Source organism: Dietzia sp. NPDC055343, assembly GCF_053645265.1.
The window spans coordinates 1-21,064 of sequence record NZ_JBSHMJ010000034.1 but is presented as its reverse complement, the minus strand read 5'-3'; the positions used below and the strand labels follow the sequence as shown (position 1 = coordinate 21,064).

Annotated in this window: 20 protein-coding genes; 14 read left to right on the top strand and 6 right to left on the bottom strand. The window is 67.9% G+C overall.

Going from position 1 to position 21,064, the window contains the following annotated elements; all coding sequences use genetic code 11:
- Nucleotides 1-164 precede the first annotated feature (164 nt).
- The 8 genes from ACWIE7_RS14715 to ACWIE7_RS14680 all read left to right on the top strand — a co-directional run bounded on the left by ACWIE7_RS14715 (nt 165) and on the right by ACWIE7_RS14680 (nt 8,309).
- Nucleotides 165-1,052 (top strand): mycofactocin-coupled SDR family oxidoreductase, encoded by an 888-nt coding sequence (locus ACWIE7_RS14715; RefSeq protein WP_454069710.1) that lies wholly within the window; start codon nt 165-167, stop codon nt 1,050-1,052.
- A 109-nt stretch (nt 1,053-1,161) separates the two neighbouring features.
- Nucleotides 1,162-2,397, top strand: a complete 1,236-nt coding sequence (locus ACWIE7_RS14710) for an ABC transporter substrate-binding protein (RefSeq protein WP_452100065.1) — start codon at nt 1,162-1,164, stop codon at nt 2,395-2,397.
- Nucleotides 2,394-3,260: a branched-chain amino acid ABC transporter permease gene (locus ACWIE7_RS14705; protein ID WP_452100066.1), complete on the top strand. Its 867-nt coding sequence runs from the start codon at nt 2,394-2,396 to the stop codon at nt 3,258-3,260. Before ACWIE7_RS14710 ends, ACWIE7_RS14705 begins: the two co-directional genes overlap by 4 nt.
- 10 nt (nt 3,261-3,270) lie before the next feature.
- Nucleotides 3,271-5,067, top strand: coding sequence for a branched-chain amino acid ABC transporter ATP-binding protein/permease (locus ACWIE7_RS14700; RefSeq protein ID WP_454069732.1), 1,797 nt, complete (start codon nt 3,271-3,273; stop codon nt 5,065-5,067).
- Nucleotides 5,064-5,795, top strand: a complete 732-nt coding sequence (locus ACWIE7_RS14695; protein ID WP_295648783.1) for an ABC transporter ATP-binding protein — start codon at nt 5,064-5,066, stop codon at nt 5,793-5,795. The genes ACWIE7_RS14700 and ACWIE7_RS14695 overlap by 4 nt, the downstream gene beginning before the upstream one ends.
- The gene (locus tag ACWIE7_RS14690) at nt 5,792-6,307 is read left to right on the top strand and encodes a nuclear transport factor 2 family protein (RefSeq protein WP_454069707.1); all 516 of its coding nucleotides are present in this window, start codon (nt 5,792-5,794) and stop codon (nt 6,305-6,307) included. Before ACWIE7_RS14695 ends, ACWIE7_RS14690 begins: the two co-directional genes overlap by 4 nt.
- A 22-nt stretch (nt 6,308-6,329) precedes the next feature.
- Nucleotides 6,330-7,574 carry an ABC transporter substrate-binding protein gene (locus ACWIE7_RS14685; RefSeq protein WP_454069705.1) on the top strand — a complete coding sequence of 415 codons (1,245 nt, stop codon included), beginning with the start codon at nt 6,330-6,332 and terminating at the stop codon, nt 7,572-7,574.
- A gap of 18 nt (nt 7,575-7,592) precedes the next feature.
- A complete protein-coding gene (locus ACWIE7_RS14680; RefSeq protein ID WP_454069703.1) occupies nt 7,593-8,309 on the top strand; it encodes a PadR family transcriptional regulator in 717 nt (238 codons plus the stop codon).
- Here the strand turns inward: ACWIE7_RS14680 and ACWIE7_RS14675 are convergent.
- Complete coding sequence (locus ACWIE7_RS14675; protein ID WP_452100070.1) at nt 8,306-8,872, bottom strand: flavin reductase family protein; 567 nt, start codon at nt 8,870-8,872, stop codon at nt 8,306-8,308. The two genes, ACWIE7_RS14680 and ACWIE7_RS14675, sit on opposite strands and share 4 nt — an antisense overlap.
- Nucleotides 8,873-9,017: 145 nt before the next feature.
- On the opposite strand from ACWIE7_RS14675, the gene ACWIE7_RS14670 reads away from it, so the two are divergent.
- Nucleotides 9,018-10,217, top strand: coding sequence for an acyl-CoA dehydrogenase family protein (locus tag ACWIE7_RS14670; protein WP_452100071.1), 1,200 nt, complete (start codon nt 9,018-9,020; stop codon nt 10,215-10,217).
- Nucleotides 10,218-10,277: 60 nt separating this feature from the next.
- A complete protein-coding gene (locus ACWIE7_RS14665; protein WP_454069701.1) occupies nt 10,278-11,249 on the top strand; it encodes a VOC family protein in 972 nt (323 codons plus the stop codon).
- Between the two features lie 45 nt (nt 11,250-11,294).
- Here the strand turns inward: ACWIE7_RS14665 and ACWIE7_RS14660 are convergent, their stop codons facing one another.
- The 3 genes from ACWIE7_RS14660 to ACWIE7_RS14650 form a co-directional block, all read right to left on the bottom strand.
- The gene (locus ACWIE7_RS14660; RefSeq protein WP_452100120.1) at nt 11,295-12,113 is read right to left on the bottom strand and encodes a sucrase ferredoxin; all 819 of its coding nucleotides are present in this window, start codon (nt 12,111-12,113) and stop codon (nt 11,295-11,297) included.
- A gap of 80 nt (nt 12,114-12,193) precedes the next feature.
- Complete coding sequence (locus ACWIE7_RS14655) at nt 12,194-13,426, bottom strand: cupin domain-containing protein (RefSeq protein WP_454069699.1); 1,233 nt, start codon at nt 13,424-13,426, stop codon at nt 12,194-12,196.
- A gap of 6 nt (nt 13,427-13,432) precedes the next feature.
- Nucleotides 13,433-13,681: a BatC protein gene (locus ACWIE7_RS14650; RefSeq protein WP_230931076.1), complete on the bottom strand. Its 249-nt coding sequence runs from the start codon at nt 13,679-13,681 to the stop codon at nt 13,433-13,435.
- Between the two features lie 220 nt (nt 13,682-13,901).
- Here ACWIE7_RS14650 and ACWIE7_RS14645 point away from each other — a divergent pair, with 220 nt between their 5' ends.
- From ACWIE7_RS14645 to ACWIE7_RS14630, 4 genes are all read left to right on the top strand, one after another.
- Nucleotides 13,902-15,341, top strand: coding sequence for an NAD(P)/FAD-dependent oxidoreductase (locus ACWIE7_RS14645; RefSeq protein ID WP_454069697.1), 1,440 nt, complete (start codon nt 13,902-13,904; stop codon nt 15,339-15,341).
- On the top strand, nt 15,338-16,237 hold the full coding sequence (locus ACWIE7_RS14640; RefSeq protein ID WP_344992119.1) for a 3-hydroxyacyl-CoA dehydrogenase: 900 nt from the start codon (nt 15,338-15,340) through the stop codon (nt 16,235-16,237). The genes ACWIE7_RS14645 and ACWIE7_RS14640 overlap by 4 nt, the downstream gene beginning before the upstream one ends.
- A gap of 121 nt (nt 16,238-16,358) precedes the next feature.
- Nucleotides 16,359-18,839, top strand: coding sequence for an MMPL family transporter (locus ACWIE7_RS14635; RefSeq protein WP_454069695.1), 2,481 nt, complete (start codon nt 16,359-16,361; stop codon nt 18,837-18,839).
- Nucleotides 18,832-19,422 carry a TetR/AcrR family transcriptional regulator gene (locus ACWIE7_RS14630; RefSeq protein ID WP_454057860.1) on the top strand — a complete coding sequence of 197 codons (591 nt, stop codon included), beginning with the start codon at nt 18,832-18,834 and terminating at the stop codon, nt 19,420-19,422. The genes ACWIE7_RS14635 and ACWIE7_RS14630 overlap by 8 nt, the downstream gene beginning before the upstream one ends.
- Before the next feature lie 113 nt (nt 19,423-19,535).
- Here ACWIE7_RS14630 and ACWIE7_RS14625 read toward each other — a convergent pair whose 3' ends face one another.
- Both ACWIE7_RS14625 and ACWIE7_RS14620 read right to left on the bottom strand, forming a co-directional pair.
- Nucleotides 19,536-20,207: an enoyl-CoA hydratase/isomerase family protein gene (locus ACWIE7_RS14625; protein ID WP_452100077.1), complete on the bottom strand. Its 672-nt coding sequence runs from the start codon at nt 20,205-20,207 to the stop codon at nt 19,536-19,538.
- On the bottom strand, nt 20,204-20,935 hold the full coding sequence (locus ACWIE7_RS14620) for a TetR/AcrR family transcriptional regulator (RefSeq protein ID WP_454057861.1): 732 nt from the start codon (nt 20,933-20,935) through the stop codon (nt 20,204-20,206). Before ACWIE7_RS14620 ends, ACWIE7_RS14625 begins: the two co-directional genes overlap by 4 nt.
- Nucleotides 20,936-21,064: the final 129 nt, after the last annotated feature.

The following is a 21,064-nucleotide window of genomic DNA, read 5'->3' as shown; positions in this document are numbered from 1 at the left end:
CGTTTCGATCACTACTCCGCCGACGAATTGTGATCCACAGCATATGCCTGTTCGGCATACGCGCAAGCGCCCTTGCGCAATTTTCATATGCCGAGTAGGAATATGGCGTGAGTCACAGAGAGTGGCCGGGGGATCCGGCCACGGAGCATCGGGAGCCAGCAACCATGGGATCCACCGACCGGTCCACGATCACGGACGAAGCCCATCGCACGGACGCCGATCATGGCGGTCGACTGACCGGAAAGGTCGTTCTGGTCACGGGCGCGGCACGGGGGATCGGGCGCGCCCAAGCCGTCCGATTCGCCCGCGAAGGCGCCGATGTCGTCGCCATCGACCTGTGCGGCCCCGTCGACTCGGTCGTGACGCCGGCCGCCACCACGGCCGATCTCGAGGAGACAGCGGCGCAGGTCGAGACCCTGGGCCGGACCGCCAGCACGCACATCGCTGACGTCCGGAACGTGGACGCCCTCCGCGCCGCCGCGGACGAGGGTGTGCGGCAGTTGGGCGGGATCGACGGAGTCTGTGCGACCGCCGGGATCACTTCTTCAGGTCCAGCACTAGAACTCTCGGACAGCGCCTGGCAGGACATGCTCGACATCAACCTCACGGGGGCCTGGAACACCATCAGGGCGACCGCCCCGCACCTCATCGAGCGGGGTGGGGGCTCGATCGTCCTGGTCAGCTCGATCGCCGGACTCAAGGGCCTGCGCAGCGTTGCGCACTATTCGGCCGCCAAACACGGGGTAGTGGGGCTCATGCGCACCCTTGCGCAAGAGCTGGCCCCGCACTCGATCCGCGTCAACACGGTCCACCCCACCAACGTGAACACGCCGATGATCCAGAACGAGCACGTCCGCAAGACCTTCGTGCCGCACGCGGAGACACCCACACAGGAGCAATTCGCCGACGCCGCGAGAAGCATGAACCTACTGGACATCCCGTGGGTCGAGCCAGAGGACGTCGCCAACGCGAGCCTGTTCCTCCTGTCGGACGAGGCCCGATACGTCACCGCGGTGGCGCTACCCGTCGATGCGGGAAGCGTCGAACGATGACCGCACCCGCGAAGCGTTAGTGAGAACCGGACCGGGCGCCTTAAGACACTGTGTTATACCTATTTGACATATGTTCCACATCACATAATGAAGGAAAGGGAAGACCCTCATGCCCCGTTCCGTGTCCAGACTCGTCGCCGGTGCTCTCACGCTGCCTCTCGTCCTCGCCGGCTGCGGAGGTCAGCAGCTGGGCGATGAGTCCTCGTCCGACGGTCCGTTCCGTGTCTTCTTCACCGCAGATATGACCGGTGCCACCTCCACCCTCAATCGCGCCCTGCTTTCGGGGATCAAAGTGGCGGTCGACGATGCCAACGCGAACGGGGGGATCGGCGGCCGAGAGGTCGTCCTGATCGAGAACAACGACCAGAACGACCCCACCAGCGCCGTCAGCGCACTCCAGGAGCAGATCAACTCCGGAAACAAGCCCGACCTCGTTTACCCGGGCGGATCGTCGGCCGTGTCTCTCTCACTGCTCCCCATCACCACCCGCGAGGAGATCCTGACGATCGGCGCGACCGTCGCGTCCCAGCTCAATGACCCCGAGTCATTCCCGTACCACTTCGGTACCGCCGAACTGACCAACGCCTACGTCCCGCCGTTCGGGCAGATCGCCGAGTCGAACGGCTTCGAGAAGATCGCCATGATCTTCTCCAACAACCCGACCGGCCAGGCCGCAGAGGCCGCATACCGAGAGGACATCGAGGCCGCAGGCATGGAGTTCGTGTCCGTCGGTTACCAACCCGACGCACTGGACATGACCCCCCAGCTCGAGCAGCTGCGTTCCCAGAACCCGGACGCCTTGATCTTCGAGGGCTATGGCACCCCGGTCCAGTACCTGATGCGGTCCCGCTCCGGCATGCGCTGGGACATCCCTAGCTTCTCCACGCAAACCTCCTCCACATTCCCGTTCGTGGACAACTTCTCGGCGGAAGAGCTCGAGGAGGTACGTGTGATCCAGTCCAACTGGACTGTCAACGAGGGCGAGACCCCGCAGGAGATGGTCGAGTTCATCGAGAAGGTCAAGGCCACTCCCGAGGGCGACACCCTGCCTGAGACCGGCGTGCGACTGCCCGCCGTCTCCGCCGCGACCGTGCAGCTGACGGCTTGGGCGGTCGAGCAGAACGAGGGCGAGTCCGACACCGCCTCGATCATCGAGACGTTTTACAAGAGCCTTCCGGAAGAAGGCGGCGACGACACTCCGTGGGTCACCGATTCCAAGGGGCCCAACGCGTACCGGTACACGGAGGACAACCACTTCCCGTTCAGCCCGCCGGAGATCTTCCTCTACATCGAACCGGGCATGTACGACGATACCGGCATGTACGTCCCAGGTAAGCGGTCGTGACCACGATCTGGCAGGGGCTCGTCCTGGGAAGTCTCTACGCGCTGATCGCAACCGGCTACAACATCGTCCTGCTCTCCGCCGGGATGGTGAACTTCGCCTACGCCACCCTCCTCATGGCCGGCACCTATACCGCGTTCGTGGTGACCGTCGAGTGGAACTTGCCGTGGCCGCTAGGCGTACTCATCGGCGCGCTCCTGATCGCGGTGCTATCGCTGCTCATGGAGCGGGTGGCCCTGCGCAAACTCATCGCCGAACACCGTCATCTGACGGCCCTCATCGTGACTATTGGTGTCAGCCAGATCATCGAGGGCGTGGTCAAGGTGGCCTTCGGTGATCAGCCCCGGTCGGTGCCCACCGTGATCGACAGCGACACAGTTCGCCTGCTCGGCGGAATCGTTCGCCCGAGCGATCTGCTCCTCATCGCCCTGGTCATCATCGTCGTCGTCCTCCTTCACCTCACGATGACCCGCACGATGGTCGGGCTCGGCGCCCTCGCGTCAGCGGAGGACCCCGACGCCGCCGGAGCCAGGGGCATCAACGCCCGCGGCCTCGGAATGGGCGCGTTCGCGCTGTCCGGCGCCGTGGCCGGCGGCATGGCGTTGTTCGTGGCCGGCAACACCTACGCCGACGCCAATCTCGGTCATTCGTTGGCGGTACTGGGAATCGTCGCAGTGGTGATCGGAGGGGCCGGAAACCAGCTCGGTGGACTGATCGGCGGGTTCATCGCCGGTCTGCTCAGTGCGTTGGCGGGCCGCTATCTAGGTGCTGAGTATGCGCAAGTGGCGGTGTTCGTTCTGCTTCTGGTGATCTTGCTTGTCAAACCCGGCGGATTCTTCGGAGCCCCGGCACAGAGGACGGTCTGACGTGTCTAACATGCGAAAGTTCGCCCCGGCGGTCCCACTGTTGCTGGTGATCGTCCTGCTCGTCGGTCCCTCGTTCGGTCTGATCGGCGCGGTGGCCGCCCGCGACATCATGTTGGTCGCCACGCTGGCGCTGATGGTCTCCGGTCTCAATCTCGTCCTCGGTTACGCCGGTGAGTTGGCGGTGGGGCAGGTCGCGTTCTACGCCATCGGTGCCTATATCGCCGGGTTTGTCGGAATGTCGCTCGGGCAGTCCGATCTGCTGCTGGGACTGGTGGCGGTGGTCGTCGGTGCGGTGGTGGTGGGCCTGATCACCGGAGTGCCCAGCCTCCGGTTGTCAGGTTGGCCGCTGGCAATGGTCACGTTCTTTCTGGTGTTGATCGTGCCGAACCTCATCGAGATATTCCGGACCTGGACCGGCGGCGGGCAGGGCATGGCCGTGGACCGCGCCACCTTCTTCGGCTCCGAACTGGGCGCCTACGGCTACTACATCGTCGTGGTGGTGGTGACCGCCGCCTGGTTCCTACTGGTGCGAAATACCATCCTCTCGCCGCACGGCACCGGGTTCCTGGTGCTGCGGCAGAGCCCCGAGCTGGCCGGTGCCCTGGGCCTGTCGGTGTACCGCACCAAGCTCAAGGTGTACGTGCTCGGCACCATCGCCCCCGCACTCGGTGGAGCCCTGTTCGCATGGATGGACGGCTTCATCGCCCCAGACTCGTTCACCTTCGGGCTGGCGATCACACTGCTCGCGGCGTCCGTCCTCGGTGGCGGGACCTCGATCTACGGAGCGCTTCTCGGTGCGGCGGTCCTACACTTCACCGAGGACTCACTGACTGGATTCAACCAGTACCAACTGATCATCTTCGGTCTGCTGCTGATGGTGCTGGCGATCGCCCTGCCCGACGGCGTGGTCGGACTGTTGCGCCGATGGCTCTCCCGTCTCGTGCCTGCGCCCGGTCACACGGTGACGGACCACTCGCACGCCGACGAAGAACTGGATATGGGCGCCGTTCAGGGCGAGCCCGTGGTGGTAGAGGCCCTGGACAAATCGTTCGGCGGCAACCATGCCGTACGCGGAGTCAGTTTCACCGCTCGGCCGGGGCAGATCACCGCGCTGATCGGTACCAACGGTTCCGGCAAGACCACCGTACTCAACATGATCAACGGCTTCCTGCGCCCGGATTCGGGAACCGTCCGCCTCGGTGAGGGGACTCGGGCCCGGGCGCTGAACTCCATGAGTGTGGACGCCGTCGCCCGGGCCGGGGTCACGCGCACGTTCCAGACGCCGATCATGCCTGAGGGCGTGACCACGGTCGATTTCGTGGCACTGGGCGGATATCTCACCGACCCGGCCTCGCTCGGACAGACCGTCCTGCGGCTGCCCGGGCACCGGCGGCGAGTCCGCGAGGCCACAGTCCGCGCGGAGCAACTGCTCGGCGCACTAGGTCTGGCCGGCGTCATGAACAAGGACGTCGACTCGCTCCCGCTGGGCAACCGCCGATTAGTGGAGGTCGCCCGCTCGCTCGCCGCATCCCCCTCGGTGCTCCTCCTTGACGAAGTCGGTTCCGGACTCGACGAGGGAGACCTCCGACGTCTCGAGGACCTGCTGCACCGCATCCGTGACGCCGGCGTCACGGTGATCCTCGTCGAGCACAACTTTCCGCTGGTCATGCGCCTGGCGGACCACGTCCACGTACTTTCTCGCGGCGAGACGCTGGTAGAGGGCCCACCAGCCGAGATCCGGGACAACAACGATGTGGCCACCGAATACCTGGGCACCACGCCCGACAACACAGGAGGTGCCCGGTGACGACGCTTCACGTGCGCGGACTCGGCGGTGGGTACGGCGACCTGACCGTCCTCCACGACGTCGATCTGGAGGTCGAGGCCGGGGCTCTGCAGGTGGTCCTGGGCCGCAATGGTGCCGGCAAGACGTCACTGATGTCAGCCATCGCCGGATTACTGCCGAACGTCCGGACAGGCACGATCTCGATCGGCGAGCGCGATGTCACGGCCATGCCCGCCCACAAGCGGGCCGCGGCCGGTATCGGACTGGTACAGGAGGGCAAGCGGGTCTTCCGCAATCGCACAGTTGAGGAGAACCTGCTGCTGGGCACTTACTCCGCAAAGGGGTGGTCCATGCGATCCGCGGCTCGGAAACAGGCACTTGCCGCCGCGTTCGATCGATTCCCGGTGTTGCAAGAAAAGCGCTCCGACCGGGCAGGTGGACTTTCTGGTGGTCAACAGCAGATGCTGGCCATCGCCCAGGCGCTCGCCGCCGACCCCTCAGTTCTCCTGTTGGACGAGCCGTCAGCCGGACTGGCACCCGCCATCCGTACGGAGGTCTTCGAGACGGCGCGCGGGCTCCGTGACGAGGGCCTGGCCGTCGTCGTGGTGGAACAGCTCGTCGACGTGGCCCTGGACGTGGCCGACTCGGTGGCCGTCCTGGATTCCGGGCGCATCGTCTCCAGCGGTCAGCCCGCGCAGTACCGCGACGGCCAACTCCTCCAGGAGATCTATCTGGGGAGCGGACGATGACCGGGCCGATCACGATGAGCAGCGGCGACCAGGCGCTCGCGATCGAAGAGATCAGACGTGTGTTCAGTGCCCGCCTGCGCGCCTTGGACGAGAAGCGCTGGGACGTCTATCCGACGCTGCACACCCACGACGTGATCAGCCAGACCTGGGGCGGCCTGCCCGCGGACAAGCAGCCCAAGTCCGACGGCCGGTCGAACCGCGTCGTGGGACCCGAGGCACTGACCGCAGCGCTCCGCCGAATGCTCGGCGGGCCCACCCACGTGACCACCGTCCACCACGGACACAGTCTCGAGATCGTCCTGACCTCCGGCACCACCGCCACCGGTGTCTGGCCCATGGAGGACCGACTGTGGTGGGCGGGCCCCCGCGGCGAGGAATACCTCCACGGCTTCGGCCACTACCACGAGGAATACCGCTTGGTCGATGGGCGGTGGCTGATCAGCTACCGCAGACTCTCGCGCCTACGAGAGAGCCGCAGCCCCGGCTTCTTTGACTACCTCACACCCCTCTGACCGGAAATACAGAAAGGCCACCATGAAGACCAGAAGGTTCATGCCCCTCGTGGCCGGTATCGCGGCCACCGCCATGGCGCTTACCGGCTGCAGCGAGACCCGGCTCGGTGAGGAATCCGCCCCGTCGAACGACGGCCCGTACCGCATCTTCTTCACAGCGGACATGTCCGGCCCCACCTCCTCGGCGAGTCGCTCCGTTCTCGCGGGAGTCAAGGCCGCGACCGAGCAGGTCAACGAGGCCGGCGGCATCGGTGGACGGCAGGTCGAGCTGATCGAGAACAACGACCAGAACGACCCCACCATGGCGGTCAGTGCCCTCCAAGAGCAGATCAACTCGGGGAATCGACCGGACATGGTCTACCCGGGCGGTTCCTCGGCCGTCTCGCTCTCGCTGCTGCCCATCACCACGCGCGAGGAGATCTTCTCGGCCGGAGCAACACAGTCGGATCTACTCAACGACCCCGAGAAGTTCCCTTACCACTTCGGCACTACCGAGCCGATGGCGACGTACGTCGATGCGTTGGTCGCCGAGTTGCAGGACAAGGGCCATCAGAAGGTCGCGATGGCGTTCTCCAACGATCCCACCGGCCAGGCCTCGGAGTCCGTCTACCGGGAAGTGATCGAGACCGCCGGCCTCGAGTTCACGTCCGTGGGCTACCCCACCGACGCCCTCAACATGACGCCGCAACTCGAGCAGCTCCGCGCCACCGATCCGGATGCGCTGGTGTTCGAGGGCTACGGCACACCGGTGCAGTACGTCATCCAATCCCTCACCGGTATGCGCTGGGATGTCCCGGCGTACGGCACCGCCACGTCGTCGACGTTCCCCCTCGTCGACCACTTCTCACCAGAGCAACTCGCCAACATCCTGGCGGTCCAGGAGAACTGGGCGGTCGACGACGGCGATGTGGCCGACGAGATGCAGAACTTCGCCGAACTGGCGATCAATACTCCCGAGGGATCCGTGATCGCTGATACGGGAATCAGAACCCCGGCCGTGGCCGGCGCAACCGTGCAGCTCGCTCGCTGGGCCGCCGAGCAGACCGACGGAGACACGAGCGCGCAGGCTATGGCCGCCGCGCTCACCAGCGGGATCGCGGAAGACGGTGGCGACGCGACGCCCTGGGTCACCGACGCCAAGGGCCCTAACCCCTACCGGTACACCGTGACCAACCACTTCCCCACCGGTTCGCCGGACGTCCCGCTGTTCATCAGTCCCGGCACCTACAACGAGCGGGGTTTCTATGTCCCCGGAGATGTGGGCTGAGCCAGATGCCCTCCAAACATGGCCCACGACGACGAGTCCCGGCCATACGGATTGCTAGAGTTGGCCGTGCCCGAAAATAGCGATTCATCTGCAGAGATCGAGCTCCCAGCACTGCCCGCCACCGCGTGGGCAGTGCTGGGAACGCTGACCTTCGGCGAGGAACTCTCGGGATACGACATCAAGACGTGGGCCGACTGGTCGCTCAACTATTTCTACTGGAGCCCCTCTTTCAGCCAGGTGTACTCCGAGCTCAAGCGGCTCGAGAAGCACGGCTACGTCCGGTCCAACAGCACCCCCGGCGACACTCGTCGGCGGCGCGCGTACTCGATCACCCCGGAGGGCCTGTCGGCGCTCCGTGAGTGGACCCGGACCGCCGAAGTCGACCGACCGACACTCAAACACTCAACGCTTCTACACCTGTGGCTGGGGCACCTCAACGAGCCTGAGAATCTCAAAGCCCGGGTCAGGGAGCACATCGAGCAGATGGTCGAACTCCGTGACGGAGCCGCGACCCGTGCCGCAAACTCGAGCGACGAACCCTCGTGGGCGTTCGCGAACATGGTCATGCACTGGTCACGCCGACACTATGAGGCAGAGATCACGATGGCCGAGGAACTACTCGAGTTGATCGACAGCACGGCCGAGCGCTACGAACACGCCGCCAAGCAACTCGGCACGGGACTGCCGGTCCCCATCGACCCCGGCCGCTGGAAGAATCGCACGAACCGTAGCTAGAACCACGTCCCGGGACCGGTCGCCGTGAGCAGGCTGGACAGATCCGCCGAGACCGGGATGACCGACTCTCCCGCCAACTCGCCGTATCGGCCCCCGTGGAACAGCAACGGTCGGCGCTCACTCTCCGCCGGCCCGGCCTCGACCACCCGGCCGATCAGAAGGTCATGATCGCCCGTCTCCACCTGACGCTCGAGCGTGCATGCGAACCATGCCGGGGCATCGGTGAGCACCTGATGCCCACTTCTCGTCGTCGTCATCGGGATGTGCTCGAACTTGTCCTCGGCTTTGCTACCGGCCATCGCCGACACCGCCTCGTCCCCCTCGCCCAACACGCTCACCGCGAACCGACGGTCCGCCACGAGATGCCGCAGGGTTCGGGAGGTCTTCATCGCCGAGATGAGCACCAGCGGCGGCTCCAGCGAGACCCCCATGAAGGACTGGCAGGTCATCCCCACCGTCCCACCGACGGCGTCGCGGCCGGTCACCACGCACACACCCGTGCCGAAACGGCCCAGCACATCACGCAGCGCCCGGGTGTCGGAGAGATCAATCGTCGTGTTCATGCCCCAAGGAGTACCGGTGCAAGAACACCCGAGCCGGCCCCGATTTCCGGTCACCGGAAATCCATAGTGATCCACGACACATCCTCGGCCACAGTGGTGCCATCACCCCAGGCGGTCCGCCGCCACTGCACCGAAAGGCCCCCCGATGACCGGAACACTCCTCACCGCCGACTCGGTCCTCCCAGCAGTCACCGCCGACCGCGAGGCCCTCTTCGCCGAGGGGCTCGAGGCCGACGAGCTCGGTAAACTGCCCGACACCACCGTCGCCCGCATGAAGGAAGCCGGAGTTATCCGCATGCTCCAGCCCCTCGAGTACGGCGGGATGGAGGCGACGCCGCGGCAGTTCGCCGAGACCGTCATGGGCATCGCCGCGATCAATCCGAGCGCCGGGTGGGTCGCCGGCATCGTGGGCGTGCACCCATGGCAGCTCGCAATGGCCGACAAGAGCGTCCAGGACGACGTCTGGGGCACCGATCCCGACACCTGGATGGCCTCACCGTACATGCCCAACGGCATCGCCATCCGCGTGCAAGGTGGCTATCGCATGTCCGGTCGCTGGAGCTTCTCCTCCGGCACCGACCACTGCACGTGGGCCTTCCTGGGCGCCATGGCCCACGACGCCGACGGCAACATGGAACTGCCACCCCGCATGCTGCACGTCGTGATCCCCCGCACGGACTACGAGATCATCGCTGACTCCTGGGACGTCGTTGGCCTCAGGGGCACCGGCTCCAAAGACCTCGTGGTGCAGGATGCCTTCATCCCCGACGAGCGCGTCATGGAGTACGACCACCTCATCGACGGCTCCCAGGTGGCGGGCGCGGGGCTCGAGCAGACGCTGTACCGCATACCGTGGTCCTGCGCGTTCCCCCTCGGCATCACCGCCGCCACTGTCGGCATCAGCGAGGGACTGCTCGCGTGCGCCCGCGAATACCTCGAGGAGCGCGTGGGCGCCCAGGGCACCGCCATCAAGGACGACCCCTACGTCCTCTACCAACTCGGGGAATCCGAGGCGAAGATCTACCAGGCCCGTCATTCGCTCATCGCCAACGCCGAAGAAATCTGGGACATAGTGGCCCGAGGCGACGAAGTGAGCTTCGCCAGGCGCGCGCAAGGCCGCCGTACGCAGGCCGAGGCCGCATGGACCGCCGTGCGCGCCGTCGACAACATCTACGCCCGGTGTGGCGGCACTGCCCTGCGCATGGACAAGCCGATGCAGCGCTTCTGGCGTGACGCGCACGCCGGCCTCCACCACGCCATCCACGTGCCCAGCACCGTGTTCCACGCATCCGCGCTCTCGAGTCTCGGCGTGGACCCCGAGGGCCCGCTCCGCGCAATGATCTGACGGCCCCGCCTGCCCGTCACCGCACACTTCTGTTCCCCCGCTTCCCGAAAGGTCCGCCCCATGGGAGACATCCGCGCACTCGGCTACCTCGCCATCGACACCACCGACCTCGACCGCTGGCGCACCCTCGCCTTCGACGTCCTGGACCTGGGCGAAGGCGCCGGCTCCGACGAGAACACCCTCTACCTCCGTACCGACGAGCGCGCCCACCGCCTGATCGTCCGCCGCGGTGATACCGACAAGCTCACCGCGATGGGCTGGGAGGTGCGTGACGAACTCGCCCTCGACCGCGTCCGCGCCGCCCTGACCGAGCACGGCGTCGCCTACCGCGACCTGTCCCATGATGAGGCCCGCGCCCGCAACGTCGACGAGCTGATCGCCCTCGACGACCCCACCGGGCAGCCGCTCGAGATCTTCCACGGCGCAGGCCTCGACCACTCGGCGGTGTCTACGAAGTTCCGTACCGAGTTCATCACCGACGAACTGGGGCTCGGCCACATCGTGGTGCCGTCCACCGACCACGAGGCGACCATCGCCTTCTACCGCGACGTCCTGGGCTTCCACACCCGCGGCGCCTTCCCGTTCCCGCCCATGCCCGGCATGCCACCGCTGCGCATCCAGTTCATGGGCGTCAACCCGCGCCACCACAGCTTCGCGGTGATGCCCTCGCCGCAGATGGGCCCCGGGATCGTGCACATCATGCTCGAGGTGGCCGAGATGGACCAGGTCGCCCAAGCCATGGAGCGCACGATCGAGCACGGGTTCTCGATCTCCTCCACCCTCGGCAGACACACCAACGACAAGATGGTGTCCTACTACCTCCGCGCCCCCGGCGGGTGGGATATCGAGTTCGGCTACGACGGCCTCACGGTGGACGAGAACAGCTACCTGCCACAGCTCATTGCCGCCGACAGCTACTGGGGCCACGACTGGTCCGGCAGCGAGCCGCTCGCCTGCACCATCCCGCTCGACGACCCCACCGCCGAGACGGTGGCTGACGACCTCGCCGAGCCCGTGGTCGAGAACGCCTGACCCGGCTCCGGGCGACTGCTCGGCCCGGCTCCCTCACCAGCCGCGTCACTCCAGAGCGCTGATGCTGACAAGCTCCCACTGCTTGACCGGGCCGGCCGAGCGGGCCTGGCACATGGTGAAGATCGGCTCGGAGAAGGTCTCCCGCAGTCGCACCCCGATCGGCCCGAGCGGGCCCGCGAGGGTGACGACGACGTGGCCGGCGTCGTCCACGGCGGTCACGTCCAGCGGGGCCAAGGCTTCGATGCGGTCGTCGCCGAGCAACGACCGGGCGCGGTGCTGCGCGACCTGCACCGCCGCCGGGTAGCTGCTGCGACCCCGGAGGTGGCGCGGGTCCACCCGGCCCTCGGTGTACCGGGTGATGATGTCGGCAGGATCCACCGCCAAATCGACACGGCCGTAGAAAAGACCGTGCGGCAGCACGATCATCGTCGCGGCGAACCGGTCTCCGCCCAGATGCGAGCACTCCCACGTCGCCTCCGGGTACCGCTCGGCTATCAGCGTCGTGGCGCGTCGGCCACGGACGGCGCAGCACTGGTCGTGCTTGCCGTGCGCGCAGATCGCGACCAGGGGCTCGTCGGACGGCGTGCCCGCGGAGCCGTCGAGGGGAATCTCCGCATAACCGTCGGGCCCGTCCACCTCGCCCCACCGCAGGGACTCCTGTCCGGGCCGGGCATCGGCCAGTGCCCACCGCCAACGCCGCTGTTCGGAGCGCTTACCCGGGCGACGGATCGCGGCCACCCGGATGTCCTCCGACTGGGCACGCCGAGCGATGCGGCGGCCCAGTTCGGGCGAGAGAAGCCCGGGCGATTCCAGCAACGCCGAATGCCCCCACGGGCCGGCGAGCTCGAGCATGAGCCACCGCATCCCGCGCGACCCCGACCCCTCGAGTGGATCGCCGCGGCGCAGCGCGGAGTCACTGCACGGCTCCCAGTCCGCAGGCCTGCTCACAGTGCCACCAGTACTGCCTCCCGCAGCAGGCGGCGGAGCACCACGAGGCCGTCGTCCACATCCAGACCCGGTAGCGAGGCGGCGCTGACGGGACCGCCGTCGAGCACCGCGCGCAGAGCGGGGGCGCACTCCCCCGGGAAGGTGATCGACTTGGTGGGCAGCCGCAGGACCACCGTGGCCGAGTCGGCGGCGACGTCAGAATCGGCGCGGGCGGGGTCGATCGAGCCGTGGAGGCCGTCGCGCCACCGCAGGGCGGTGTCGGCATCGAGCGCGGCAAGGGCGTCGAGGGTGGCCAGCGGGCGGACCGCGGCGGGGCGCGTCAGATCAAGGTACTGCGTGGCGAGCGCGTCGCCGGCGAGCGCTCCGAGTTCTTCCTGCTTCTCGGCGATCAGCCTGGCCAGCACATCGAGGACCCGGCGGGTGTGCTCCTCGGTCCGTGCGGCGTCGGCCAGGGCCAGTCCGAGCGGCAGCGACGCGCGCAACTCACCCTCCGAGGCCAGTGCCTCGATCACCGCGGTGGCGACGTCGTGTCCGGTGAAGGGGGACACGCCCACGGTGAGATGGATAGAGGTGTCACCCTGTGCCTCGGCCGAGTGGACCCAGCCCCGCGGCAGGTAGAGGCAGTCCCCCGGCTCGAGCACCGCGTCGATGACCGGGGCCTGCACCGCGCGAGCGGCGATCGCCTCGCGGTGATCGGTCCACGACTGGTCGGGAAGCGGGTGGCGATGGACGGGCTCGTGCACCCGCCAGCGCTTGGTACCGGAGACCTGGAGGACAAACACGTCGTGCACGTCGTAATGCGGATCGAATCCCCGGTTGGCGGGCGGGGTGATGTACGCGTTGGTCTGCACCGGGTGGCCGACATCCGAGGTCATGCCGCGGACGAAGTCGATGATCGGCGGCCAGAACCGGTGCAGACCCTGCAACACGATCGTCGCCCCGGCGGCGAACTCCGTGAGTACGCCGTCGGGGTCGACCTGGTCGGGCATCAGTGCGCCGAACCCGCCGGTGCGGGTGAAGCACGCCCGGTCGACGAGCGCGCCCTCCCGCGCCATCCGGATGAACGGCGTGCGCAACCCACGTTCGGCGATGATCTCGTCGACCATCGCCGGCGTGAGCAGGTCGGAGAAGTCGCGCGGCAGGCGGGCCGCCGGACTCAGCAGGGGCTGCTGACCCCAGTAGTCCGCCGCGAACTCATCCCGGCCGCGTGCGACGCACCGCTCGAGCACCTTCGCTCAGGCCGCGCCGTCAGCGCCGCCGTCGTGCCCGTCCGGGTTGGAGCCACCGTCGGCAGTGCCCTCGCCGGCCGAGCCGTCAGCGCCGCCGTCGTGGCCGCCGGGGTTCGAGCCGCCGTCGGCAGTGCCCTCGCCCGCTGAAGCGGAACCGTCAGCGCCGCCGTCATGCCCGCCCGGGTTGGAGCCGCCGTCCGCGGTGCCCTCTCCCTGCGCGCCGGAGGTGGTGATGTCGTCGTCGTTGATAGCCATCTGCATTCCTCTCTTCGGTGCAGGCCCCGACCCGCACGGGGTCGAGCTGCGCGATGTCGTGCGATGTGGCCACCTGTCGAGGCTGTACGCCCGGACACGATGGGACGTGCGATTCCCACTATGGCACCGGCCCGGCGTAGGCACGACCGGTCCGGCCGCGGGCGGTGGCGGGCGGTGGCGCGCGGTGGACATCTCCTCACGGGCCGAGTAAGGACGAGCCATGGCGAACACAGCGGCAGAAGACACTGATCCCGCCGACGATTTCCCGGCGATCGAACACGACGTGGTGATCGTGGGTGCCGGATTCGCCGGCCTCTACGCCGCCAAGCAACTGGGACGCTCCGGCGTGGACGTGCTGTTGCTCGACCAGAACAACTACCACCAGTTCCAGCCCCTGCTCTACCAGGCGGCGACCGCGCAGATCGCGATCTCCACCGTGGCGCGCCCGCTGCGCGGCATACTGCATCGCCAACGGGAGCACGTGACCATCCGGACCGCGCGCGTGGCCTCCGTCGACGCCGCCGCCAAGACCGTCACCACCGACGACGGGCTGACGTACCGCGGCCGGATCCTCGTGCTGGCCACCGGGTCCGAACCCAACTTCTTCGACACCCCGGGAGCGCGCGAGCTGGCGTACCCGCTGTACTCCGTCGACGACGCCACCAGCCTGTCCTCGGCGATGCTCGGCGCGCTCGAGAGAGCCGCCGCCACCCGCGACGCCGCGGAGCGCCGGGGCACGTTCGCGGTGGTCGTGGTGGGGGCGGGCCCCAACGGGGTCGAGACCGCCGGCGCGATCGCGGAGAACATCAAGTTCGTGGTGTCGGAGTACTACTCGGACGAGTTCGCCGCCGCGCAGTGCGAGGTGCACCTCGTCGACATGGTGGACACCGTCCTGCCGCCGTTCTCGAAGCGCTCGCAGAAGTACACCCGCCGCAGCCTCGAAGAGCTCGGCGTCCGGATCCACCTGGGCAGAGCGGTCTCCTCGGTCTCCACCAGCGGCGTGGCGCTCGAGGACGGTACCGAGCTGCCGGCCGCCATCGTCATCTGGACGGCCGGGCTCAAGGCCTCCGGACTGCTCGAGCCCGCCGGTCTGACGACCGGCCGCGGCGGGCGCGTGGACGTCGAACCCGACCTCACCGCCCCCGGCCTGCCGGGCGTGTACGTCCTCGGCGACGCCGCGAACATCACCGATGCCAAGGGCCGCGCACTGCCCCAACTGGGCCCGGTGGCCAAACAATCCGGCACCTGGGCGGCCGACAACATCTGCGCGGACCTCCAAGGCCGAGCACGGAAGCCGTTCCGCTTCCGCGACATGGGCGTGATGGCCATGGTCGGCCGCGGCCACGCGATCGCGGAGATGGGCCCGCGCCGGTTCCAGATCCAGGGCATGCTCGCCTTCCTTGCCTGGCTCGGAGTGCACCTCGTCCTGCTGTCGGGCTGGTCCCAGCGTGCCGCCGCACTCGTGTCGTGGTTCCGCGACTACCTCACCCGGAGGCGCACACAGGTCGTGGTGCACCAGCCGGACGAGTACGCGCGCGCCCGACGGCAGGGCCCCACCGAGCCCGCCACCACACCAACCACCGGCACCGGCGCCGAATCCGCGACCAGCACCACGACAGGCCCCGGGGGCGCCACCCCGGGCGAGAGGAGTCAGTCATGACGGACATCACGAACGTCACCGTGTTCGGAACCGGTGTACTCGGTTCCCAGATCATCATGCAGGCGGCCTACCACGGGAAAACCGTGACCGGCTACGACATCTCCGACGAGCTCCTGGCCAAGCTTCCGGAGCGGTGGGAATGGATGCGCGACTACTACAGGCGCGACCTGCCGGACTTCGACGAGAAGCGCTTCGACGAGGCCGTCGCCTCCATCCGCACCACCACCGACATCCCCGAGGCCGTCGCCGACGCGGACCTGGTGATCGAGGCCGTACCGGAGAACCTCGACCTCAAGAAGGACGTGTGGACGAAGATCGGCCGGAGCGCGCCCGAGAAGACCATCTTCGCCACCAACACCTCCACGCTCCGCCCCAGCGACTTCGCGGCCGAGACCGGACGGCCCGAGAAGTTCCTCGCCCTGCATTTCGCCAACCTCGTCTGGCGCTACAACACCGGCGAGGTGATGGTCGCGCAGCAGACCGACCGGAAATACTTCGAGATCGTCCTCGAGTTCGCCGCCGAGATCGGACTCGTGCCGGTGCCCGTCCTCAAGGAGACGCCCGGATACCTGCTCAACGGCCTGCTCGTCCCCTGGCTGAACGCGGGCGCCGAGCTCTACGTCAACGGCATCGCCAACCCCGCCGACATCGACAACGTCTGGCGCACCGCCACCGGCGCGCCCGCCGGCCCGTTCCAGGTCTACGACACCGTCGGCTTCAACGTCGCCGCCAACATCGCCCGCGCCTCCGGCGACCCGGCGCGGATCAAGTTCGCCGACCTGCTCCAGAAGGGCATCGACGCCGGTAAGGCCGGCCTCGGCGACGGAGAGGGCTTCTACACCTACGACTCCGACGGCAACGTGCAGGAGCCGGTCACCAGCTGGAACCACCCCTGAGCCGACGCGGGCCGCGACGCGGGAGAGCTTGGCCACATTTCTTTGCACGGCCGTGCAATCGTGCAGTGTTCCTGCAAAACTCCACGGGTCAGCACATCCCCCGACCCGAGGATCCTGCAGCATGGCGACATTTCTCTACCGCATCGGACGATCGGCCTATCTGCACAGGTGGAGGTTCATCGCCGCCTGGCTGCTGCTGATCATCGGCATGGGCACCGCCGCAGCCACCCTGTCGCAGCAGACGAGCACCACCTTCTCGATCCCCGGACTCGAATCCATCGAGACCCAGGAGGCCATGCAGGAGCGGTTCGCCGGCTCGGAGGATCAACTGCAGGCGCCCACGGGCACCGTCGTGATCCAGGCGCCCGAGGGCACGACGCTCACCGACCCCGCGGTGAGCGAGGACGTCGACGCCTTCCTCGCCGACGTCCGTGAACTCGACTACCTCACCGCGACGGACGCGATCGTCAACCCGGTCCTGGCGGCCGAGGGTATGACGCAGCAGATGACGGAGGCCAAGGCCGCGCAGGGGCTCCCGCCCGAGCAGATCGACGCCGACATCGCGGCCCTGAGCCCGTTGAGCGAGGACGAGACGACCGGCACCGTCCAGGTCGAGTTCGCGGCCGAGAGCACGATGGAAGTCGAGGCCGCCGACCAGGAGGCCTTCGCCGATCTCGTCGCCGAGTACCAGGACACGCTGACCATCGCCTACTCCGGCAACGCGTTCCAGATGAACGAGATCAGCGCGACCGGCGAGATCATCGGCATCGCCGTCGCCGCGATCATCCTCACCCTGACCTTCGGCTCTCTGATCGCCGCCGGCATGCCGCTGCTCACCGGAGTGATCGGTGTGGGGATCGGCATCGCGGGCATCTTCGCGGCCACCCGGTTCACCGACACCATCAACACCATGACGCCGACGCTGGCGTCCATGATCGGTCTCGCGGTGGGCATCGACTACGCCCTGTTCATCGTCTCGCGCTACCGCACGGAACTCGTCAAGTACATCGGTGGCAACGACCTCGAGCCGCGGGAACTGGCCGCCAAACTCAAGGAGATCGACTTCCGTCAGCGGGCCCACCTGGCCGGACTCGCCGTGGGTAAGGCCGGTTCCGCGGTGGTCTTCGCCGGGCTGACCGTCCTCATCGCGCTGGCCGCGCTGTCGATCATCAACATCCCGTTCCTCACCGCGATGGCGCTCTCCGCCGCCGCCACCGTCGCGATCGCGGTTCTCGTCGCGATCACGCTGCTACCGGCCATCCTCGGCGCAGTCGGCACCAAGGTGTTCGGCGCCCGCATCGGGGGCGTCAAGGCCCCGGACCCGGAGGACGAGAAGCCGACGATGGGCCTGACGTGGGTCCGCCGGGTGCGCGCGCACCCGATCCTCTTCGGCGCGGCGAGCATCCTCCTGCTGATCCTGCTGGCGCTGCCCGCCGTGAACCTGCGACTGGCCATGCCCTCGGACGGCACCATGGCCCCCGACACCCCCAACCGGATCGCCTACGACATCACCGCGGAGAAGTTCGGCCCCGGGCGCAACGCCCCGATGATCGCCTTCGTCGACACCCTCGCGGTCCCCGAGGAGGAGCGGCCCGCGGCGTGGGCCACCGCGGCAACGGACATCCAGTCGATCGACGGCGTACGGAACGCCCAGATCATCGAGCCGAACGAGGCCGGCGACGCGGCACAGGTGCTCATCACCCCCGAGTACGGCGCCACCGACGAACGCGCCGCGGACGTGTTGGAGAGCATCCGCGGCGGGGTCGGTAATTTCGAGGCGCAGACCGGTGGCACCTACTCGGTCACCGGCGTCACCCCGATCTACGAGGATATCTCCGAACGACTCTCCGAGGTCCTGCTCCCCTACGTCGGCATCGTGCTCGCACTCGCGTTCCTGCTGCTCATGCTCGTCTTCCGGTCCATCTGGGTGCCGTTGATCGCCGCGCTGGGCTTCGCCCTGTCGGTGGCTGCCACCTTCGGGCTCACGGTGGCGATCTGGCAGGAGGGCTGGCTCGGGATCATCTCCGATCCGCAGCCGGTCATCAGCTTCCTGCCGATCATGCTCATCGGCATCGTGTTCGGCCTGGCCATGGACTACCAGGTCTTCCTGGTCACCCGGATGCGCGAGGGCTGGGTCCACGGCAAGACCGCGCACAACGCGGTCTCCAACGGGTTCAAGCACGGCGCCCGCGTGGTCACCGCCGCCGCACTGATCATGATGAGCGTCTTCGCCGCCTTCATGACGATCGACGAGCAGTTCATCAAGGTGATGGGCTTCGCCCTGGCGGTCGCGGTGTTCTTCGACGCCTTCATCGTCCGCATGACCATCATCCCGGCCGTGATGTTCCTGCTCGGCGAGAACGCCTGGAAGATCCCGCACTGGCTCGATCGGATCCTGCCTTCCGTCGACGTCGAGGGCTCCGCCCTGGAAGAGAAGGACGACGACGACAACGTCGCCGGTGGACCGCACGAGTCCCGGGACGCCGTCGCCGCCGGACGCCACTCCTCGATGACGGTGGCCGACCAGTCTCCCGCCGCCGGGAAGCACGAGGACCGTGGCGAGACCTCCGACGGGGGTGCCGGGAGCCGGCAGCGTGACTAGTCTGCGCGAGCGCAAGAAGGCCGACACCCGGACACGGCTCTCGGTGGCGGCGGTGGAACTCCTCGTCAGCCATGGCGTGGAGGGGGCCACCGTCGCCGCCATCGCCGAACGGGCCGGCGTCTCCACTCGGACGTTCCACAACTACTTCGCCCGCCGCGAGGACGCGTTCCTGTACTTCGTCCGCGAACAGGTCGCGCGGTGGGCGAAGCAGGTGGAGAACGCGCCCTCTGACATGTCCGCACTGCGCATCCTCCACGGCATCCTCAAGGAGGCCTACACCCGGCCCGAGGACGACATCGTCGCCCTCGGAAACCTCGCCGTACTCGGTGAGCGGATCGGGTTCGTCCTGGGTCCGGAGAGGCGACCCGACATCGAGGACATCCTCGGCCCTCTGTACGAATCGGTCCGTCAGCGCATACAGAACGGAACCGAGTTCCGCGCCCGACTCACGGTGGATCTGAGCATGGCCGCGTGCGGCGCCGCGCTGAGGAAGCACGCGACACGGCAACGCGAGGGCGACTCCTCCCTGGCGGGTCTGCTCGACGAGGCCTTCGAGGTGCTCGCTCACGGCTTCGATGGTTAGCCCCGAGGAGGCCCGGGCGTCCGGCAGCGAGACGCCGGGCTCGTGATCACGTGAGAGCCGCCGCCCGGTGTGCGATACCGAGCGGCGGCTCTCGTCGTGCGGCCGAATCCGTGTTACCCCGCTTCTCCTTCCGAGCTCTGCCGAAGCGCCTCGGTGACGGAACTGAACATCGTGGCCTTGATGGCCCCGAGGGTTTTGCGGTCCTTGCCGAGGATCGGCCGCAGACGCTCCACCGCAGCCGTGATGACCTCCGACTCCGGCGCCGTCGCGTCCACGAGTCCGGCCTCGCTGGCCTCCGGGCCGGGGTAGCGGTGTCCCGTGCTCATCGCGGCGATGGCGGTCTGCGGGGTGGTCTTGGCCTGGATGAGCGCGGCCATACCGACGGTGAACGGGATGTTGATGTCGACCTCCGGGAAGCAGAAGTAGCCCCGGTCGGCCCGCATCACCCGGAAGTCGTGGGCCATGGCGAGCATGGCGCCGGCCCCGAAGGAATGCCCGTTGACGGCGGCGACCGTCGGCAGGGAGAACGTCAGGACGCGGCTGAACAACTGCTGGACCCGGTCGACGTACCAGTCGAGTCGATCCGGGTTGGCCATGAGCCACTCCAGGTCCAGACCGTTCGAGAAGAACTTGCCGGAACCGGCCGTGACCAGTCCTCTCGCGGAGGTCTCCACCTCGTCCAGTCGGGCGTTCACGGCGTCGAGGAAGTCCGGGGACAGACGATTCTCGTCGTGTCCGAGCGTCAGGACGGCGACGTCCTCGTGCCAGCTCAGTGTGGGGGTCATTGGTGGTGGTCCTCTCTGTCGATGAAATCGGGGGATCCGGCCGGGTCTGCCGGTCCGCGTGCGTCGAGTGGCGGTCCCAGGGCGAGCACGGCGCGCACGCAGGCGGCGATCCGCTGGCGGGCCGACGTGTCCGGGTCCCGGCGTCCGCGGAGCAGCAGTGCGGTCGGTAGTTCCACGACGCAGTCCCTCACGACGTCAACGCAGGCCCGGTCGCCTCGGCCCCACAGATCGCTGGACAGCGCCACGAACAGGTCGGTGAGCTCCTCGTCGAGACCGTCGAGTTCCGCAGCCAGGTCGTTGGGCAGGTCGGCGGACCCGAGGAGCTCCGTCCGGCTGACCGCGAGCAGGAACCGCCCCGATTCCGGGCGCTCCGTGAGGAACCGTGCGGGGGCATCCGCTGCAGCGACCACGGCGTCGATTGCCGCGTCGACCACCGCGCCGACCGCGGCCGTCGACCCCGGGTCCGGCTCTTGGCTGCGCGTTAGGCCAGGCGCCCGGGCGGCCCGCACCATGTCCTGCTGCAGGGCGAGAAACCGCCGGGCCGCGCGGAGCCAGACACGCCCGACCAGACCCGCTCGTGAGCCGAACGCGTTGTAGATGGCGCCGTTGGAGACCGACGTCAGATCGGAAATGGCGCGAACCGTGACCGCAGCGGGGCCGGACTCCACGGCCAGCCGCTCCGTGGCGTCGAGCAGCCGGTCGAGGTCGTGGACCCGTGGGCGAGGCATGCGTCAGACAGTAACAGAGCGACCGCTCTCAAACGGTCGGTGGCCGGGCTACCGACCGGTCCCCCGGCACGGCGCGGACACCGCCCCGCGGACAGACGAGAGAGCCGCCGCCCGGTACGGATACCGGGC

Coding starts and splice junctions, on each gene's coding strand:
- ACWIE7_RS14665 (WP_454069701.1), top strand. CDS start 10,278: ATGGGAGACATCCGCGCACTCGGCTACCTCGCCATCGACACCACCGAC.
- ACWIE7_RS14715 (WP_454069710.1), top strand. CDS start 165: ATGGGATCCACCGACCGGTCCACGATCACGGACGAAGCCCATCGCACG.
- ACWIE7_RS14650 (WP_230931076.1), bottom strand. CDS start 13,681: ATGGCTATCAACGACGACGACATCACCACCTCCGGCGCGCAGGGAGAG.
- ACWIE7_RS14685 (WP_454069705.1), top strand. CDS start 6,330: ATGAAGACCAGAAGGTTCATGCCCCTCGTGGCCGGTATCGCGGCCACC.
- ACWIE7_RS14625 (WP_452100077.1), bottom strand. CDS start 20,207: ATGACCCCCACACTGAGCTGGCACGAGGACGTCGCCGTCCTGACGCTC.
- ACWIE7_RS14700 (WP_454069732.1), top strand. CDS start 3,271: ATGCGAAAGTTCGCCCCGGCGGTCCCACTGTTGCTGGTGATCGTCCTG.
- ACWIE7_RS14680 (WP_454069703.1), top strand. CDS start 7,593: ATGGCCCACGACGACGAGTCCCGGCCATACGGATTGCTAGAGTTGGCC.
- ACWIE7_RS14675 (WP_452100070.1), bottom strand. CDS start 8,872: ATGAACACGACGATTGATCTCTCCGACACCCGGGCGCTGCGTGATGTG.
- ACWIE7_RS14635 (WP_454069695.1), top strand. CDS start 16,359: ATGGCGACATTTCTCTACCGCATCGGACGATCGGCCTATCTGCACAGG.
- ACWIE7_RS14690 (WP_454069707.1), top strand. CDS start 5,792: ATGACCGGGCCGATCACGATGAGCAGCGGCGACCAGGCGCTCGCGATC.
- ACWIE7_RS14645 (WP_454069697.1), top strand. CDS start 13,902: ATGGCGAACACAGCGGCAGAAGACACTGATCCCGCCGACGATTTCCCG.
- ACWIE7_RS14640 (WP_344992119.1), top strand. CDS start 15,338: ATGACGGACATCACGAACGTCACCGTGTTCGGAACCGGTGTACTCGGT.
- ACWIE7_RS14670 (WP_452100071.1), top strand. CDS start 9,018: ATGACCGGAACACTCCTCACCGCCGACTCGGTCCTCCCAGCAGTCACC.
- ACWIE7_RS14710 (WP_452100065.1), top strand. CDS start 1,162: ATGCCCCGTTCCGTGTCCAGACTCGTCGCCGGTGCTCTCACGCTGCCT.
- ACWIE7_RS14660 (WP_452100120.1), bottom strand. CDS start 12,113: ATGCGGTGGCTCATGCTCGAGCTCGCCGGCCCGTGGGGGCATTCGGCG.
- ACWIE7_RS14620 (WP_454057861.1), bottom strand. CDS start 20,935: ATGCCTCGCCCACGGGTCCACGACCTCGACCGGCTGCTCGACGCCACG.